This window comes from Leptolyngbya sp. GGD (assembly GCF_026735145.1).
Classification (GTDB): Bacteria; Cyanobacteriota; Cyanobacteriia; order Leptolyngbyales; family Leptolyngbyaceae; genus Leptolyngbya; species Leptolyngbya boryana.
In genome coordinates this window covers 511,645-529,954 of the sequence record NZ_JAPQKE010000002.1, presented here as the reverse complement: position 1 = coordinate 529,954, position 18,310 = coordinate 511,645, and the positions used below count along the sequence as shown (strand labels likewise).

Annotated in this window: 18 protein-coding genes; 5 read left to right on the top strand and 13 right to left on the bottom strand. The window is 48.3% G+C overall.

The genetic code is table 11. The annotated features are described in order from the left end of the window. Positions 1-128: 128 nt before the first annotated feature. From serS to OU814_RS11450, 6 genes are all read right to left on the bottom strand, one after another. The gene (serS, locus tag OU814_RS11475; RefSeq protein WP_268182870.1) at positions 129-1,400 is read right to left on the bottom strand and encodes a serine--tRNA ligase; all 1,272 of its coding nucleotides are present in this window, start codon (positions 1,398-1,400) and stop codon (positions 129-131) included. A 70-nt stretch (positions 1,401-1,470) separates the two neighbouring features. Then, the gene (locus OU814_RS11470; RefSeq protein WP_017286091.1) at positions 1,471-2,100 is read right to left on the bottom strand and encodes a ribonuclease H-like domain-containing protein; all 630 of its coding nucleotides are present in this window, start codon (positions 2,098-2,100) and stop codon (positions 1,471-1,473) included. A gap of 92 nt (positions 2,101-2,192) precedes the next feature. Further along, positions 2,193-2,738: a CAP domain-containing protein gene (locus OU814_RS11465; protein ID WP_144056133.1), complete on the bottom strand. Its 546-nt coding sequence runs from the start codon at positions 2,736-2,738 to the stop codon at positions 2,193-2,195. 264 nt (positions 2,739-3,002) lie between these two features. Continuing rightward, positions 3,003-4,571, bottom strand: coding sequence for an ArnT family glycosyltransferase (locus OU814_RS11460; RefSeq protein ID WP_268182867.1), 1,569 nt, complete (start codon positions 4,569-4,571; stop codon positions 3,003-3,005). Positions 4,572-4,574: 3 nt separating this feature from the next. Continuing rightward, positions 4,575-6,269 carry a glycosyltransferase family 39 protein gene (locus tag OU814_RS11455; RefSeq protein ID WP_268182865.1) on the bottom strand — a complete coding sequence of 565 codons (1,695 nt, stop codon included), beginning with the start codon at positions 6,267-6,269 and terminating at the stop codon, positions 4,575-4,577. Between the two features lie 143 nt (positions 6,270-6,412). Continuing rightward, a complete protein-coding gene (locus OU814_RS11450; RefSeq protein ID WP_017286087.1) occupies positions 6,413-7,873 on the bottom strand; it encodes a type IV pilus twitching motility protein PilT in 1,461 nt (486 codons plus the stop codon). A 157-nt stretch (positions 7,874-8,030) separates the two neighbouring features. Here OU814_RS11450 and OU814_RS11445 point away from each other — a divergent pair, with 157 nt between their 5' ends. Next, the gene (locus OU814_RS11445) at positions 8,031-8,228 is read left to right on the top strand and encodes a hypothetical protein (RefSeq protein WP_017286086.1); all 198 of its coding nucleotides are present in this window, start codon (positions 8,031-8,033) and stop codon (positions 8,226-8,228) included. Positions 8,229-8,263: 35 nt separating this feature from the next. On the opposite strand, the gene ctpC is transcribed toward OU814_RS11445, so the two are convergent. The 3 genes from ctpC to OU814_RS11430 all read right to left on the bottom strand — a co-directional run bounded on the left by ctpC (position 8,264) and on the right by OU814_RS11430 (position 11,258). Then, on the bottom strand, positions 8,264-9,547 hold the full coding sequence (gene ctpC, locus OU814_RS11440) for a carboxyl-terminal processing protease CtpC (RefSeq protein WP_017286085.1): 1,284 nt from the start codon (positions 9,545-9,547) through the stop codon (positions 8,264-8,266). A gap of 199 nt (positions 9,548-9,746) precedes the next feature. Continuing rightward, the gene (gene ispG / locus OU814_RS11435; RefSeq protein ID WP_017286084.1) at positions 9,747-10,970 is read right to left on the bottom strand and encodes a (E)-4-hydroxy-3-methylbut-2-enyl-diphosphate synthase; all 1,224 of its coding nucleotides are present in this window, start codon (positions 10,968-10,970) and stop codon (positions 9,747-9,749) included. A gap of 99 nt (positions 10,971-11,069) precedes the next feature. Beyond that, positions 11,070-11,258: a hypothetical protein gene (locus OU814_RS11430; RefSeq protein WP_268182862.1), complete on the bottom strand. Its 189-nt coding sequence runs from the start codon at positions 11,256-11,258 to the stop codon at positions 11,070-11,072. Between the two features lie 362 nt (positions 11,259-11,620). Between OU814_RS11430 and OU814_RS11425 the strand changes: the two genes are divergently transcribed. Continuing rightward, the gene (locus OU814_RS11425) at positions 11,621-12,475 is read left to right on the top strand and encodes a transglutaminase family protein (RefSeq protein WP_017286082.1); all 855 of its coding nucleotides are present in this window, start codon (positions 11,621-11,623) and stop codon (positions 12,473-12,475) included. A gap of 77 nt (positions 12,476-12,552) precedes the next feature. Next, complete coding sequence (locus OU814_RS11420) at positions 12,553-12,960, top strand: hypothetical protein (RefSeq protein WP_268182860.1); 408 nt, start codon at positions 12,553-12,555, stop codon at positions 12,958-12,960. Positions 12,961-13,042: 82 nt separating this feature from the next. Here OU814_RS11420 and OU814_RS11415 read toward each other — a convergent pair whose 3' ends face one another. Next, positions 13,043-13,387: a hypothetical protein gene (locus OU814_RS11415; RefSeq protein WP_017286080.1), complete on the bottom strand. Its 345-nt coding sequence runs from the start codon at positions 13,385-13,387 to the stop codon at positions 13,043-13,045. A gap of 168 nt (positions 13,388-13,555) precedes the next feature. Here OU814_RS11415 and murQ point away from each other — a divergent pair, with 168 nt between their 5' ends. Beyond that, positions 13,556-14,464: an N-acetylmuramic acid 6-phosphate etherase gene (gene murQ / locus OU814_RS11410; protein ID WP_268182858.1), complete on the top strand. Its 909-nt coding sequence runs from the start codon at positions 13,556-13,558 to the stop codon at positions 14,462-14,464. Here murQ and OU814_RS11405 read toward each other — a convergent pair. Together OU814_RS11405 and OU814_RS11400 are read right to left on the bottom strand one after the other, a co-directional pair. Then, entirely contained in the window at positions 14,461-14,745 is a 285-nt protein-coding gene (locus OU814_RS11405) for a hypothetical protein (protein WP_017286078.1), read from the bottom strand. The genes murQ and OU814_RS11405 overlap by 4 nt on opposite strands. Positions 14,746-14,859: 114 nt before the next feature. Next, entirely contained in the window at positions 14,860-16,017 is a 1,158-nt protein-coding gene (locus tag OU814_RS11400; protein WP_268182856.1) for an MFS transporter, read from the bottom strand. A gap of 276 nt (positions 16,018-16,293) precedes the next feature. On the opposite strand from OU814_RS11400, the gene OU814_RS11395 reads away from it, so the two are divergent. Continuing rightward, positions 16,294-17,739, top strand: a complete 1,446-nt coding sequence (locus OU814_RS11395) for a phosphoglucomutase/phosphomannomutase family protein (protein WP_197693293.1) — start codon at positions 16,294-16,296, stop codon at positions 17,737-17,739. Between the two features lie 50 nt (positions 17,740-17,789). On the opposite strand, the gene OU814_RS11390 is transcribed toward OU814_RS11395, so the two are convergent. Further along, the gene (locus OU814_RS11390; protein WP_026148387.1) at positions 17,790-18,167 is read right to left on the bottom strand and encodes a BON domain-containing protein; all 378 of its coding nucleotides are present in this window, start codon (positions 18,165-18,167) and stop codon (positions 17,790-17,792) included. Positions 18,168-18,310 lie beyond the last annotated feature (143 nt).

Sequence of the window (18,310 nt, the reverse complement as noted above, 5' to 3'; positions counted from 1 at the left end):
GGAAACTAAATTACCCAAGCTTAGCTCCATAGACCCTTTGAGGAAACTTCGCCTTACTCGCTCCGAATTCTTCTGCTCCGCAGCGAGTAAGGTGAGCGCAGAGTCTTTTAACCCCCTCTAAAGCAAACCTACAAAACCTCACGTCCCAAATAAGGCTGCAAGACATCCGGTACTCGTACAGTCCCATCCGCCTGCTGATAGTTCTCCAACACTGCCGCCATCGTTCGCCCAATCGCGAGTCCTGACCCATTCAGCGTATGTACGAACTGAGTACCTTTTTGCCCCGCTTCTTTAAATCGGATATTCCCGCGTCGCGCCTGAAAGTCTTTGAAATTCGAGCAGCTAGAAATCTCGCGGTACGTGCCCGAAGACGGCAGCCAAACCTCTAAATCAAAGCACTTCGCCGCTCCAAATCCTAAGTCTCCTGTACAAAGCTCGATCGTGCGATAGGGCAACTTTAAGGCTTCCAAAATCGCCTCTGCATTTCGTACTAAGCTTTGATGCTCTTGCTCAGAAGTCTCAGGCTGCACCAGTTTTACTAGCTCGACTTTGTTAAATTGATGCAGTCGAATCAATCCGCGCGTATCTCGACCATAGCTCCCCGCTTCTCGACGAAAACAAGGCGTATAAGCACAGTGATAGATCGGTAACTGATCGGCTGACAGAATCTCATCCCGATACAAATTGGTCACGGGAACTTCCGCTGTCGGAGCTAGCCACAAATCATCGTCTGCACATTTGAAGCTCTCTTCTGAGAACTTCGGCAACTGTCCGGTCGCAGTCATCGATCGCGAATTGATCAACACAGGCGGCAAAATCTCCACATAGCCTGCGGAAATTTGCTGATTGAGCATAAATTGAATCAATGCCCGCTCTAATGCCGCACCTGCACCCATCAGCACGACAAATCGCGTCTGAGCAATCTTCGTAGCACGTTCAGTATTGATAATTCCGAGCTTTTCAGCAATCTCGTAATGAGGCAGAACTGCGATCGACGGTTTGAACTCGTCGCCCCAACGTCGAACCTCAACATTTTCCGTTTCATCTTTGCCGATCGGAGTCGTGTCACTCGGCAAATTCGGAAACCCTAGCAATTGAGTTTCGATCTGTTCTCGAATTGCTTTCTCTCTTGGTTCTAACTCACTCAGTTTTGCTTTGAGTGCATTGCCTTCTTCTCGCAATGCCTGAACCTCATCGCTTTTCGGGTCAGCTTTGATCTTCTGTCCGACTAATTTACCAACCTCATTACTGCGCGCCTGCAACTGCGATCGCTCAACCTCTAACTCACGACGCTGCTGATCCAGCGACACGATCGTCGAAAGATCATAAGATCCCCCTCGCTGATTGAGCTTCGTCTGCACGAGATCAGGATTTTCACGAATTAGCTTTAGGTCAAGCACGACACCACATCCAAAACAACAGAATTTTTAGAGGCAAATCTGCCCCCCATTAGGATACCTCGGCATCTGCTCAATGGTCGAATACACTCTGATACTGCAAAATATCGAGCTGAGCAAATGTCGGCAAACATCGAAAACAAGCTTCTGCCAGCTCCAGCCGTTCTTCACGCTCCAACATGGCAATCAATTTCTGCCGCGCTTCGATCAAATATCGAACATCATTGGCAGCGTATCGCAACTGAGCTTCTGATAAGTTCATTGCATTGCCCCAATCCGAACTCTGAGCGCTTTTGTCGAGTTCTACTCCTGTCAATTCCTGAACTAAGTCTTTCAGCCCATGACGAGGCGAATAAGTGCGAATCAGCTTACTGGCAAGTTTAGTACAAAAAATCGGATTGACATCGATTCCTAAGTGATATCGCAATGCTGTGATATCAAACCGAGCAAAATGGAAAATCTTCGTAATTTCTGCCGCTTCAAACAGTTGTTTGAGATTCGGAGCCTCTTTTTGTCCCCGCTCAATTCTCACCACTGCAACCTGATCGTTTTCATCACAGATCTGCACTAAGCACAGACGATCGCGGTGCGGTAGAAGCCCCATCGTTTCGGTATCCACTGCGATCGCACTCGCAGACCGATAACGCTGTAAAAGTTCCGAAGAAAGATCACGATCGCAGATCTGAAATTCACGCGGCTGCATAAGCTAAAGCACTAAACACAAGCGCTCATTCTACACTACGATGCTGGCGAGTTCAGCCAAACTGAAACCTAGACCCACGATGCACACCAGCATCATTTCTGCGCGAAATCTTGGGTGAAATAGTACTCGCCACTCGAACTAATACTAATACCGATGCCCGTCATACTGAAGTTACCTTCAATATTTTGCAGGTGTTTCGGGCTTTTCAACCAAGCTTCGATCGCTTGTCCTGCTGGATCACGTCGGCTTGCGACCCAAGCGACATTCTCTGCGGTGCGTTGAGACTGAATAGAGTTGTTAATCGCTTTTGAGCGCTCAGAAAAGCCTTGATGCCCAAAGGAGACAATTTTTTTCGCCATATTGCGACTATGCGATCGCGCTTGATGAGCGATATCCGAACTCCAAGATAATGCGGACAACCCTTTCCTGGCACGATGTTGATTGATGCGACGCAAAATCTCTTGCTCCATTTCAGCAATCAAACTTGCCTGCGCGATTTGGAAATCTGCTTCTCGAATGCTGGCAACTTGAATCGGGACGGTTCCTGCTCGAACTCCTCCATGACTGAACGATGCTGTCAAAATTCCGATCGACATCACCAAATTCCGTACGGTTTTGCTGGAGGTGCAGTTCAGCATTACGTCTCTCTCCTACGTATGAAGTCACGATGAAGACACTAACGCGAATTTGGGATTATCGCAAGTAATCTTCGATACGATTTGATGTGACAAACTACGTAGGAAATTGTATACCCCCCGTGATGCAGGGGTTTGAGGTCTGTCAATTCTGTCAAAAAAAAGTTTCTAATTCCATCATTTAACTTTAGTGAAAATAAACTTATCGTGAATAATTCAAGCGAAATGGCTGAATTCACATGTGTGAAATTCGCTTATCTAGTGAACCTACTCTTTAGGGCGAGGAAACGGTTTAAGCAGGTTTTTCCCTTGAAAGACGTGAATACGATCGACAATCACGCCCCCACGCCGTAAAGAGACTTCTCCTAACTTGGTGAACGTCTGGAAATACGGAGAAAACTCGACAGAGGAGTCTCTCTTCGTTTGAAAATCGTTAGAAGTCAGGTAAAGCGCATCTCCACCGATCCATTGCGTTGGAGTTGACCAAAACGCAAATCCGCGCATGTCTCGTTTATCGAAACACGTGATCGGAGTTCCATAAATCGGAGTCAGTGCCATTGCCATGTGTCCCGCTAAATGAAAGCGATTGCTGAACATAAAATCAGCGTCTTTCAGAGCCGCTAAGAGTTGCGGCGATTTAGAAAATTCGCGGCGGAGTTGCCCAACATCAATCAATTGAATAGAAGCATCCTCTTGAGGTGGAACAAAACCACCCATAAAGGAAAACTGCCCTGGCTTTTGGAGGGTGCCGATCGCAATGTGCGATAAAGCAATCAGTAACAGCGTGCCGATCGCAATCGTCGATCCATTCAGCCAACGTCTCAGTATTTTGGGTTGCCAATGTGCAGCATATGCTCCGAGCAGCGGCGTTACCGAAAAGAATCCTGGCATTGTCCAGCCAGGTAAAATCTGCTGATAACCGCCAATAAAAGTAAAAATCAAAAATACAGGTGCAGAATTCCACAGAATAAATGAGTGAATTGATTTCGTAAATCCTGACTTTAATACTGAGACGATTTCTCGAATACTCACAAACCAAAGTGGAAGTCCAAACGTTGGAAAAAGATATAGCGCTGCCATCATGGCAACATTCAATGCTTGCAATGGATTGTAAGCGCGATCGGGAATACTACGATCGCTTTGGAATCGAAATGATACCCAGTCATGTTGAGCATTCCAATACAGCACAGGTGAGAATGCTGCCAGAAATAAGACAAAACTCAAAATTGTCCAAGGCGATCGAAAAACGACCCAGTGCTTTCGGCTTGTGATACAGAAACCGAGCAGTCCGAACCCTAATAGAAAGCCATGATATTTGCCAAGACAAGCCAGCCCCACTAAAAGTCCGATCAAGGCAACGCGATAGGTCGGTTGATATTCACTCTGTTTTGGAAAAAACTCGATCGCGCCAACCCACAAAGTCAATGCCCAGAAAAACATCAACGGCGAATCTGGGAGCGTAAACGTCCCAAATCCGAGTTGAAAAATTGGAATCACTGACGCGATCGCTAAGGTAATCAATCCAACGCGAACTGAAAATAAATGAACCGTTGCACGATATAAAAAATACAACGTCGCCGGAAATAATAAGAGACTGCCAACGCGAATGCTGAATTGAGACACATCCCCTGTGAGCCAAATCCCGATCGCAGTCACGAATGCAACAAGTGGAGGATGATCAAAATAACTCAGAGCCGGATGCAAAGTATACAGATAGTAATACGCTTCATCGAATCCTGGCGGCAACCAAAACGCGATAAAACTCCGAAATAAAAACCCTGCTAATAAAATCCAAACGATTTTTTGTCGAGTCTGATCTGACCACCACTTTTGCATAACTTATTTGTTTGAGGAACGAATTGGAACACGCACGAGTTGATAGTTACCGTATTGTTGAAGAAAGCGATATTGATTTGGTTTCATACCGCTACCCTTTAATGCTGTCGGGGTGGTAATCATCGCGATCGATTCGGTTTTTCCATCTCGGCGCAATTCTTCTAGATAAGGTTGAATCAACCGGGCACGATTAATAAACGTAATCGGGTTTTGCGTATAGAAGACCAAACTCGGTTTTTCAAAAGCATCCGTTGCCATCACGATCGGTTCATTGGGCAATTTCTCTTCAACCGTCGCTTGAGCAATCTGCCGCAACGGTAACTGCCGAACTGAGTCAATCACACCCACGGCAGGAGTCACAAAGAACCAGATAAATGCCGCCATTCCAATCAAATTCACCGCCCAAAACCAGCGTAATTGGTAGCGCAGTGCCAGAATTAACCCCACGATCGCGACTGTGATCCAAATTGATGCAGCAACATGCTGTAATCCAGCTTGCTGAATTTTGAATCCCAAATCCGGCATTGATGGATCATCATCGAGCCAAGTTGGACTATAAAACGCGCAAATCCCAAGCGCGATCGAGACAATCACGCTGAGATAGACCGTGAGTTTTAAGCCCCAAGATTGTTTGGGTTGGGAGAAATGATGCACATACCACAACGTCACGAGAATCGCAGCCGCAGGATAGAGCGGCAATGTGTAAGTAATGTATTTCGTGACTGCGATCGTAAAAAAGATCAGCACAACCGAAAACCAAACCAGCGCAAACAATCCAAGCTGTTCTGAGCGCGGCTTTTCTCGCCATTTTGATTTGAGAATATTGATAATCGCGGCTGGCAAACAGAGCGACCAAGGGAAAAAGCCAATTAGCACAATCACAATATGGTAGTACCAAGCTCCCGAATGCTGATTCACAACTGAGGTAAAGCGTTCAACATTATGCACCCCAAAAAATGAATCAATAAACGCATTCCCATTCTGCCAATACGCCAACCCATACCAAGGCATACTAATCAATAAAAATAATCCCGTTCCTAACAGAGGCTTCATTTCGCGAAGAACTGCGCGCAGTTGACCGCCCCATAGTAGAAACAAAATCACGATCGCACTCGGCAAGACGACCCCAACCGGGCCTTTGGTCAACACAGCCAACCCCATGAGCGCATAAAACGCCCAATACCAGCGCCGATTCGAGGCGTATCCCAGAAAAAACGCAAAGAGCGATCCACCAAAACAGGCACTCAGCAACATATCCGAGTATCCCAATCGCCCAAAAAATAGCGTGATCAGATTCAGCGCAACGATTCCAGATCCTAAAAACGGCGCAATCTTCGACGGAACAAATCGTTTCAGAATATAAAAGCAAAACCCCGTTAGAATCGTGCCTGCGATCGCGGACGGCAATCGAGCTGCCCACTCATTCACTCCTAGCGTTTGAAATGCGATCGCCATCCACCAATAAATTAAAGGCGGCTTATCAAACCGAGTCACTTGATTAAAATACGGCGTAATCCAATTGCCTGTCACCGTCATTTGTCGAGCGGCTTCGACAAAGAGTGGTTCTGTTTCATCGACTAGCCCAATACTTCCGAGCCGATAAAAAAATGCAATTCCACCTAATGCAAGAATCCACAAGATCGAACCGATTAAAAACCGCGATCGTTCTTTTTTGGGCGCATCAACCTGATTGTTCATGTGTCGAGTCCGAGAGCAAATCATCCGGTAGTTTGGCATGGAATGACCCCCTGAAACAACCAAAATTCAGGCAAACGAGAAGCCCCCTTGTACCTTGGCAATGACAAGAGGGCTTTTCGGATTGTGTAAATCGGGGCGCTGTTCTACACGCGACCGCGTAGCATTTGTGCCATTTCGTTCTGCTTCGGCGACATTTCGAGCGCCACTTCTTCGGTAATTTGACCGTTCTCGTAAAGTTTGTACAACGATTGATTCATCGTACACATGCCGTCAAATCCGCAGCGAGGAATAATCGCTTCGATTTCATCCAGTTCACCCTTCCGGATATAGTCTCGAATCGCATCCGTATTGATCAGAATGTCATGGAATGCAGCCCGCTTTCCATCCGTTGTCCGACACAAGCCTTGAGCAATCACCGCCACCAGCGATTCAGCAAGTGCCACCCGCATCGTCGGCTGCTCGTTCGGTTGGTAGAGACTGAGCACCCGCTCGATCGTTTTCACCGCACTATTCGTGTGCAAGGTTCCCATGACTAAGTGACCCGTTTGCGCCGCTTTTAGAGCAGTGTTGACGGTTTCTTTATCACGCATTTCACCGACGAGGATAATATCTGGATCTTCCCGCAGTGCAGCTTTGAGCGCGTTGTCAAACTTGCGCGTGTGCATTCCGACTTCTCGGTGTTTGATCAAGGATTTGCGGCTCTTGTGAACAAACTCGATCGGGTCTTCGATCGTAATAATGTTCTTCGGCATCTCCTTATTGATGTAGTCGATCATCGCTGCCATCGTGGTCGATTTACCGGAGCCAGTCGGACCCGTAATCAAGATCAACCCTTTGTGATAATGACAAACATCTTTAAACACCGGAGGCAAGTTTAACTGCTCCATCGTCAAGATTTTCAGCGGGATCAAACGCAGCACCATCGCAGGTCCATGTAACGAGTCGAAAATATTAATCCGAACCCGCGCAAATTCGTATTGCGTTGCACCGTCGAAATCTAAGGTTTCTTCAAACTGACTGATTTCTGCCTCAGTCAAAACCTCACCTAACCAACTCATAAACGTTGGTTTATCTGTCTCAGGCCAATCTGTCGTATCGATTTCACCTCGGTTACGAAAGCGAGGCACTTCACCCACACCTAAGTGAATATCTGAAAAGCCCTTGTCATAAGCAGTACGAATAATGTGCTCAAGCGTTGGCGACCCATTGCTAGAGCGGCGGGTGTTGGGTGCGGTCGGGGGAGTCGTCGGACGGTGTCCTAATGTGGGCGGCGGAGTTGTCCCTGCGGAAATAGGAACAGAAGGCGAGCTTGCTGGAATCGGCTGGGGGGCAGCCGGGGCAGTGGAAGTGCTCGCCGCAGGCATTGCAAAGGTTGGAGTGGCAGCTGCATTCGGTTCAGTCACATCCGTACTCGGTTGAGTTGCAGTCGTGCTATTGATTCTAGAAGCGGCTTCAGTCACCTCAGTCATCAAATTCGGCATCGTCCGCATCGCAGGGGGCGGCGCAGGGGGAGTTCGGGGAGCGGCAGGCGGTGGGGCAACTTCACGGCGCGGTGCAGTTACTTCAGTGGGCATTGCGAACGGATTCTGAATTTCTGATGACATATCCCTACGTTGATAAAATCCCTGAGGGGTGAGCAGGTTGGAGGCGACAGGATTTGGATAAAATCTTTACGGTTTTAGCCTTTTCACGGCGATGCCAGACCTCTAACATGAGTAAGCGTTCCCAGATGGTGTAAACGAGTATCAAGTGGGGTGGCGAATGAGTGAATCTGCGCGTTGGTATGTGGTGAAGCGATCGAATGCTCATTGTGAGATTTTGACCCAGGATGAGTTTGAGACTCAACAAACGACAAATCCCTCTGAGGTCACAGAACAGTGGGGTCCGTTTGCCTCAGAGGGAGAAGCGATTGCGCGTCGCGTTGGATTAATTCGATCTGGAAAGTGCCAGCCGAGTTAGAGGACGGACGAGCCTCCCTTTAACTCGCTCTTGGTCTAGTTCTTGGTCTGAGCGCGGGTGCCTTGTTTGGCACTCACCGCTTGATTCAAGACTTGCAAGGCTTTCACGTATTGCGGATCGCTCGTTGTCCCAATCTTGTCGCGATCGCGGACTAGGGCTTGTCTTTGCTGCTCGTTCAGTTCCACGACGACATCAGGATCGATGCCATGTTTGTTGATATCTCGTCCATTCGGAGTGAGATATTTTGCGATCGTCACCGCCATTCCAGAGCCATCTCCGAGACTGCGAACCGACTGAACTAAGCCTTTCCCAAAGGTTTTTGTTCCAACGATCGTACCGCGTTTGTTGTCTTGGATTGCACCCGAGAGAATTTCGCTGGCACTGGCTGAGCCGCCATCGACTAAGACAACCAGCGGTTTGTCGGTTAAAGCCCGACGATTGGCATCTTCTTTATCGGAAATGCCTTTGCGATCGACGGTTGAGACGATTCCACCTTCTTGAATCCACATCCGAGCAATATCAACACTGGCATACAGCAGACCCCCCGGATTGGATCTCAAATCGAGAATGTAACCTGTCACATTGTCTTTTTCCAGTTTTTGAATGGCGGCTCGCATTTCAGGAGCGGCATTTGCACTGAACTGAACGAGACGGATGTATCCGACTTTGCCAGTCGGACTTTGTTGAACGCTGGCGCGCACAGGATGAATTTCGATTTTGGCGCGTTTTAGATTGAACTCGAGTTGTTGAGTTCCGCGCTGAACGGTGAGTTTGACTTGGGTATTGACAGGTCCACGAATCAAGGTCACTGCCTTGTTCACGTCCATCCCTTCGGTGCTTTTGCCATCAATTTTGGTGATGATGTCTTTCGCAGCGATTCCGGCAGCCGAGGCGGGACTCCCTTCGATCGGGGAAATGACCGTAAGTTTCTTCGTTTTCTCGTCCGCTGCCAGTTGGATTCCGACTCCGGTCAATTCACCAGAGGTGTCGATCTGCATATTTCGGAATTCAGTCGGGTCCATGAAGCGGGTATAGGGATCTCCCAGACGCTTCAGCATTTCGCGGATCGATTTATAGGCTTCCTCTTTGTCTTTGTAATTGCGGTTGAGATATTGGCTACGGATGGCTTTCCAGTCCACTTGGTTGAAGGTGGCATCGACGTAGTTGCGATCGATGACCTGCCAGACCTCATCCACGAGTTCTTTGGGACTGTCCCGGAAGAACGCTTGTCCTTTGTTCAAATGAATTCCGGCTCCGGTGATGGTCACTGCTGTTACGGCGGCAGCCGTTGCACCTAAGACAAGCGCGCGTTTCGTCATGACTATACCTGCTTAAATTCTGGAGAAGTGACAAAAAAGGTTATGCCCAATTTAACACAGGCATTCAGGGGCAATCCGTAATAATTGCCCAGTTTTTGTCATTAAGTTTTGCGGAGAAAGCGCGGGGGAGGGAAAAGTGGGGAGTGGGGAGGTGGGGAGTGAGAGAAGTTTTTTACCCCTATTCCCTACCCCCTGCTCCCTACTTGGGTTCTACCCATTTCCCATCCGATTTGATGAGATTGATCAATTCCGCAACCCCTTGGTCTTCTGGGACTTTTTTAATTTCCTCGCGTCCTCGGTATAGGGAAATATAGCCTGCTTGTTTGCCGACATATCCATAGTCCGCATCTGCCATTTCACCTGGACCGTTCACAATACAGCCCATGACTGCAATATTTAGTCCGGTGAGATGACTCGTTGCTTCGCGGACTTTTTGTAGAACTTCTTCTAGGTTAAACAGGGTACGCCCGCAAGATGGGCAGGCAACATACTCAACCATCGTGCGCCGCAATCCTAACGCTTGCAGAATTCCGTAGCAGACTGGAATTTCTTTCTCAGGCGCTTCGGTGAGAGAAACTCGAATCGTGTCTCCGATACCTTCAGCAAGTAGTGTGCCAATACCTGCGGTCGATTTGATGCGCCCGTATTCGCCATCACCTGCTTCGGTCACTCCCAAATGCAGGGGATACGCCATACCTTCCGCATTCATGCGCTGCACCATCAGACGGTTTGCGGCAAGCATGACCGGAACTTTAGAAGCTTTGAGCGAGAGTTCGATGTTGTAGAAATTCAGCGATTCGCAAATCCGAATGAATTCTAGAGCAGATTCCACCATGCCTTCAGGCGTATCGCCATAGGTGAACAGCATTCTTTCTGCTAGCGAACCGTGATTGACTCCGATTCGCATCGATTTGTTTTGATCGCGTAGAGAAATGACTAAGGGTTCGAGCGTTTCGCGGATTTTCTCGCCGATCGCATCAAATTCAGCTTGAGTATATTCGCTGGTTTTCGGCTTTTCAAAAACGTAGAGTCCTGGATTGATCCGCACGTTATCGACGTATTTCGCGACTTCGAGCGCAATTTTCATCCCATTGTGGTGGACATCAGCAACGAGCGGCACAGGTTGGTAGGTTTTGTAGAGGCGATCGCGAATTTCTTCCATCGCTTTCGCATGTGCCATGCTCGGAACCGTCACCCGAACAATTTCGCACCCAATTTCGTGGAGGCGACGAATTGCGGCGACCGAGCCGTCAATATCGAGGGTGTCTTCGTTGATCATGGACTGTACTGCGACCGGATGATCACTGCCGATCGAGATACTGCCCACGGGGACAGAGCGAGTTTTGCGCCGATGAATAGTGGTATCCGTTAGAGTCTGAGAGGTAGGAGTCGCTGACGCGATCGGGTTGGGGAGAGTTTGCATAACGCTCTGAAGAATGGCTCGACAGCAAAAAAGACAGAACTCACTCTGGGGGAGTTTCTGTCTTTCAGATTGCCATAGAAAGGAACCATTTGGCTGAGTTTAACCTCGAAACAGGCGAGATTCTTGTTTTACTGAGCCAGTCATAGCTGCATTTTGTAACGTCATGAAGGCGTGGAAATCTTCACGATCGTATTTTGATGAGAGCAGAAGCCGCAGTTGATTCTCGGCTTCGATCGAAAGGAGTCCAGTCGATAGTGCTTGTTGAACAACATCACGAATTAGTGCCATAGGAACACCCCAAACAGCCACAGGTAAACAAAGTGAGATTCAGTTAGTAGATAAAGATAGGGACGAACAGACTAGCGTTATGCAAGACTTTAGAGGCGTAACCTGCGGAGCCATCGTCTCTAAGATCTTAAAGGATATTTCACAAAAAAACGGTATCACGCTGAACAAATTTCCGGGTCGCTCAATCGCGCTAAGCTAGAGCAGGATTAGGCTCGAGCAATGTAGACGGCTCTCGCGATCGTGAAGTTCCCGTGATCGTGAAGATAATATTTTTGATGTCTACTGGTTGCCATTCAAACCCCGCTGATCCGGAAGATGATTCAGAATGAATTGCAAATTTTTCCCTTAATTTCTAGCTGCCTGTGCTTTACCAAATTTCACATTCGACGACTTATACCTATAGCGATCCCGTCATTTTGCAACCTCATCTGATTCGGTTACGACCGCGTTCGGATGGATGGCAGTCACTCAAATTGTTTTCGATGCAAGTTATGCCAATCCCAATCGCACAATCAGAATTAAGCGATCTCGATGGCAACACTTTGATCAAAGTCTGGTTCTCACCTGAACTCACAGGCTCTTTGACCGTTCAAATCGTGTCGCAAACTCAGACGCATCAAGCAAATCCTTTTAATTATTTACTGGAGCCTTGGGCGATGAGTTTGCCGATCGATTATCCAACTTCGCTGTTTAAACAGCTTCAGCCTTACTTAGGAGCGACTGATGCGATCGCGCTGCAACTGGCGTATGAAATCGCCGAACGTTCTAGCAATCAGGTCACTCAATTTCTATATGAATTGACTCAGCAGATTTATACCAATTGTGAATATGTGATTCGCGAGACTGGCAATCCTTATCCACCTGGATTGACTTGGACGCAGAAGAAGGGATCATGTCGAGATTTGACGGTTTTATTTATCGAAGTTTGTCGATCGATTGGATTAGCCGCACGATTTGTCAGCGGATATCAAGAAGGAGACGAGGATCATCCTGATCGCCATCTCCATGCTTGGGCTGAGGTGTATTTACCGGGTGCAGGTTGGCGAGGGTATGATCCCACGCATGGACTAGCAGTGAGCGATCGTCATATCGCAGTCGCGGCAAGTGCGATCCCGGAATATGCTGCACCAATTGTAGGGAAAGTTACGCGATCGGGCGGAGTGCAATCGACGATGGACTATACGCTGCAAATTCAGAGAATTGCGGATTTGATGTGATTTTGATGTGATTGCGATCGCACCATTACCCTGGATTTCCTGGCGAGAATGAAGAAATTCTCACCAATGCAATTCCTATGCAGTTTCTCAAACTAATGCTGATGGTTGGTGTTTTGGGGTTGGGTGCAACGCATCTTTTGAGTCATGCCACTTCAGGCAAGCACGTTGCAAACTCAAAGTCAGGATTTGTGCCTGTGGTCATGCCGGATGGAGCCGATTTCAATGAGGTTTTGGTGATTGGTCCAGATTGTAATACTGCGCGTGGAAAACGAACTCGATCCCTTGCCGCAAAATTAGCTGAAGCTGGAATTCCGCATCGACGCACTGAGTCAATTGGTTTCACTAATCCCAGTGATATTGCTGGCATGATGCGCCTGAATGAAGTCATGCAGCAGGATGCGCCGATCGTCTTAGTTCGGGGGCAGGGGAAAGGAAATCCCAGTGTGGAGGAAGTGATTGCACTGTATCGCCCCTCGAAGCGCTAAAAGCCTTTGTGATGATTTAGAGTCTGAACCTTCAAATTTTCGGAGTGGGGGCAGCTTAAAAATTCGCTTTTCAGCCCCGTTGTTAGTGAATGATGTACTTGAACAGCACGATCGCTAAACCAACTAAAAAAATTGCACTATTGCTCAGTCCTGCGAGCAGTGAAAGCCACCAGCGATTTTGAAAAACTCGTTCAGTCATTGCACCCCAGGCAGCAAAACCAATTCCCGCGAGTCCCAGAAACACAAACAGCAGGGGAGAAGCCTGAGTGATCAAAAACCACCGAAGGCGTTCATCCTGCGTTGGCACGCGCCAAGTTTGCCAGAGTGCAATATCTACGGTTTCCCAACTTTGCCAGATCAAGAGATTGATGGGAATGCAAGCAAGAGAAAGATAGACTCGCGATCGTCGAAGCCGGGATAAACGCATAGGGGATTGAGTCGCTCAAGAGATATCACTCACTTCACTCTCTCAGCATGAAAATCCTGATAATTCTTTCGTTCTAGATTGATTAGTAAACGCTGGCGTTCTGGATCTGCATCGCAAACACCTACCGCACAACGGTAAAATACGGGTTGCGTTTTTCTCGGAACTTCTATGCAGCTTCAACAACGAGGACACTTACTCACTGAGCAAGTCAATCCAGCCAGTGCCAATTTAGATCAGCTTTCTTCGATCGAGATTGTCGATGTCTTTAATCAAGAAGATGCAAAAACGATTCATGCGATCGCTCAAGCCCGCGAAGAACTTGCAAAAGCGATCGATCTTACGGCTGAGAAGCTGCGCCAAGGTGGACGGCTCTTTTATGTCGGGGCTGGAACCAGTGGACGCTTAGGTGTTCTCGATGCAGCAGAATGTCCCCCCACCTTTTGTACCCCGCCAGAAATGGTACAAGGCATCATTGCAGGAGGAGCCGATGCACTTGTGCGAAGTTCAGAAGGACTAGAAGATTTAGCAGATCAAGGCGCAGCGGCAATCGCCGATCGCACTGTCAGCGCACTGGATGTCGTGGTCGGAATTGCAGCAGGTGGAACAACGCCTTATGTCCATGGAGCCATTGCAGAAGGTCGAAAGCGCGGAGCAACCACAATTTTTATTGCCTGTGTGCCAAAAGAACAGGTGCAAATTGATGTCGATGTCGATATTCGCTTGCTCGTTGGAGCGGAAGTACTCGCAGGTTCAACTCGATTGAAATCTGGAACAGTCACGAAGCTAGCTCTGAATATTCTTTCCACTGGAACGATGGTTCGACTCGGCAAAGTCTACGGAAATCGCATGATTGATGTCGCTGTGACAAACACGAAATTGCACGATCGCGCTTTAAGAATCTTGAGCGATTTAACCGAACTCGATCGCGACCAAGCAGCAGAATTACTAGAAAAAAGCGATCGCTCTGTAAAAACAGCCCTGATGATGCATTGGACAGGACTCTCAAAAACAGACAGCGATCGCGTACTAAAAGAACATCAAGGCAACTTAAGGGCTGCCGTCAAGAGTTTGGCTTAGCCCACTGCGCAGCCAACTCCTTGCAGCGCACCAATGATCCGCCCAATCGCAAAAAGCACGATCGCACTGGCAATCACCACGCCAGTGCGGTACAAATTCAGCCAAAATCCAACAGGTTTTTCATTGGCTTGCTTCAAATAGCCCCAAGCTAGAGCGGACATCATAATGCTAGTTACGCCTGCTCGAATCGAACCAGAACAATCAGAAGCCGTTACTAAGAAACCACACGAACCTAAGAATAAGCAGATTAGCCCAACCATTGCTGCAAAAGATCTCGTCATAGTCTAACCGGGTGTGCGATCGCACGTAGATGAACCGAAGAACAATGTATCACTCAGTGTTCCCAGGCAAAACAGGGCGATACCCCCTATCGGATGAGTTTGGATGATGGCGACTTACGCTTTGATGCATCGCTTGCGCCAAAATGCACCTGCACATGCGACTAGCATCAACCCCAAACCGACTGCACAGACCCCATTCCACTGCCAATCATTCCAGGCAGATGTGCCTAGTTTTGACCCGATCGCACCGCCGACAAAGTACAGCATGATATAGATGGCGTTCAAGCGGCTATGAAATTCTACAGGAAGCTGATAAATCGTCGTTTGATTGGAGATTTGCGTCGTCTGGACTCCCAACTCAATTAACACGACACCAAGCATTAATCCGAGTAACTGAGCCTGCAAACTCCAAAATACTAAGAATGAAGCAATGGTTATGGAAATTCCCAAGGTCAACGTAAAACTTGAACTGCGACGATCGGCGATTCTTCCTACGACTGGTGCGGCTAAAGCTCCAGAAATGCCAGCTAATCCAAACAATCCTGCAACATCGCTGCCAAACTGATACGGTGGCTCTCTCAGTAAAAAAACTAACGTACTCCAAAATGCGCTAAATGCCGCAAATGACATCGCCCCAATCCAAGCCGAACTCTGCAAAATCGGCTGATGAATGAGCAAATCGAGCATGGATCGGAGTAAGTTCGGATAGCTTAATGCCAAGGTTGATCGAGAGCGCGGCAAGCTTTTCGCAAGCACGATCGCAAGTAACACCATCATCCCGGATGCAGATTCATACATCACTTGCCATCCATATTTCGCTCCAACAATGCCACTCACCATCCGCGCCATCAAAATTCCGACAAATAACCCACTCATCACCATGCCAATCACTTTGCCGCGTTGTGCAGGTTCACATAACTGTGCAGCAAATGGCACCAGGATTTGCGCCGAAACTGCACTCGCTCCGATCGCGAAACTTGCCAAATTCAATCCGATTAAATTCGGCGAAACCGCCGCAACTAGAAGCGCGATCGCAGTGATTCCTGTCATGGTCACAATTAACCGCCGTCGCTCCAGACGATCGCCCAAGGGCACGATTAATAAAATGCCCATGGCATAGCCAATCTGCGTCCACATCGGAATCGCGCCAACTGCCTCAGCCGATTCGTTAAACTGAACCGCAATCATCGCTAAAAGGGGCTGATTGTAATAGAGATTGGCAACCGTTGCGCCAGATGCGATCGCCATTAGCCAAACGAGGGAAGAGTGCATGGATGAGGTGGGGAGTGGGGAGTAGGGGGTAGAGAGATGTAAAACATGCTAAAGCTTTCTCTGCATTGTCGGGCACAATCGACTTTCCACTCCCTACTCTCCACTCCCCACCTTCAACCTGTCACATTAATAACCAAAACCATCCTGTAATCTCCGTGATCGTCTGTAAAGAAACAGGGGAACGATCGAAAAACTCGCTTGAGTCTAGACTATCCCCGTTAAACTGGTCTTGTCCCAAGCCCTTATTTGTTCTGTGAGTTGAGGAGAAGTGCAATCATGGCACACGCGCCAATGACAATTACAACGATTAACCCGATTCAGTTTGGTACAGATGGCTGGCGCGGCGTGATTGCTGCCGATTTTACATTCGATCGCGTCATGAGCGTCGCTCCGATTGCGGCTCAAGTTCTCTCAGAAGTGTATGGTGCAGAGACAGGCAGCAATACCGTAATTGTGGGATATGATCGCCGTTTTCTGTCCGAAGAATTTGCTCGCAGTGCCGCAGAATCCATTCGCAAAGCAGGATTTGACATTCTGTTCTCGGAAAGCTTTGCTCCGACTCCAGCCTTTAGCTGGGCAGCAAAAAAATTGAATGCTTTAGGTGCGATCGTCATTACTGCCAGCCACAATCCCGGAAACTATTCCGGTCTAAAAGTGAAAAGCGCGCATGGGGGATCAGTACCACCAGAAGTGACCAAGCGAATCGAAGCCTTGTTAGCCAAAGGCGAACCCCTGCCCAGTGCTCAACCTGGAAGTTTCAGTACTTTCGACCCTTGGGAAAGCTACTGTGAAGGACTGCGATCGCTGGTGGACACAGATGCGATTAAAACTGCGATCGAGCAAGGCAAAGTGACTGTGTTTGCCGATGTCATGCATGGCGCAGCGGCAACTGGACTCGCACGACTATTAGGCGTTGAGATTCAAGAAATTAACAGCGATCGCGATCCGTTATTTGAAGGGGGCGCCCCTGAACCTCTGCCGAAATATCTGCCCAAGATTTTGAAAACAATTCGCGAGTTTGACGGCAACAGTTTAGCCGTTGGCTTGGTGTTTGATGGCGATGCAGATCGCGTCGGAGCCGTTGACGCAAAAGGCAACTTCCTCAGTTCTCAAATTCTCATTCCGATCCTGCTGGGGCATCTGATTCAGAAAGGCTTCACAGGCGAATTTGTCAAAACGGTCAGCGGTTCTGATTTGATGCCACTCGTTGCAAAACTCTACGATCTGCCAGTCTATGAGACTCCGATCGGGTATAAATACATCGCCGATCGCATGTTAGAAACCCAAGTCTTGCTCGGCGGTGAAGAATCCGGTGGCATTGGCTATGGTCATCACATTCCGGAACGCGATGCTTTACTCTCGGCACTGTATGTGCTGGAAACGGTTGTCCAAACCGGAACGGATCTCGGCGAGCTTTATCGTCAATTGCAAGAGAAAACGGGATTTTTCGCAGAATACGATCGCATTGATCTGCCGCTTGCCAGTATGGAGGTTCGGGCTAAATTGTTAGAGCAGTTGCAAACGCAGCCCCCACAAGCGATCGCTGGAAAAGCAGTCGTCAGTTGTCAAACCGATGATGGCTATAAGTTCCGACTGGAAGATCAAAGCTGGCTGCTGATTCGCTTTAGTGGAACTGAGCCAGTCTTGAGACTGTATTGTGAAGCAGCCTCACTTGAGCAAGTTCACCAAACTCTGAACTGGGCAAAAGACTGGGCAAGTTAGTTGAAATGCAGAAGTCGGAGTCTTCAAAAAGCTCCGACTTCTCTCCAAATTTAACCGACTTGAACTTGATTCGTATCAACAGCGCTTGCGCCATTGACCCCATTCGCAACTTCGATCATCTTGTTCAAGATATCTTGACTTGGAACACTGCCTTTCAGCACTACAGTTGTTCCCAACTGCGCTACCCAAAGCGTATTCACATCATCAAGCTGGCTATCTTGGTCGAAAGCTAACGCGACGCGCTTCGCCAAACCGCTCTGGTCATATTCGCCATTTAAGCCGACCCGCTCCGGCGGAATCGTATCGCCTGCCGACACTCCTGCGTCTGGAGGAGCAGAAGCTGCAGCATCAGGGGCAGGCTGACCCATGACTGCCTGCTCAGGATTTGCGGGCTTCTCTAGCCCAAACATTCTTTGTAACCAACCCATAACAGCGGCTCCTAATTTTTTTGACTTTCACAGTGGATTGAACAATCGCAACACTAGAATGTTCATCGCTCCAGGGAAGGATTGCAGGACATTGAAGTGGCAATTTGATCGCTTTTCACCATAGCGAAGAAATTCTCTCAACT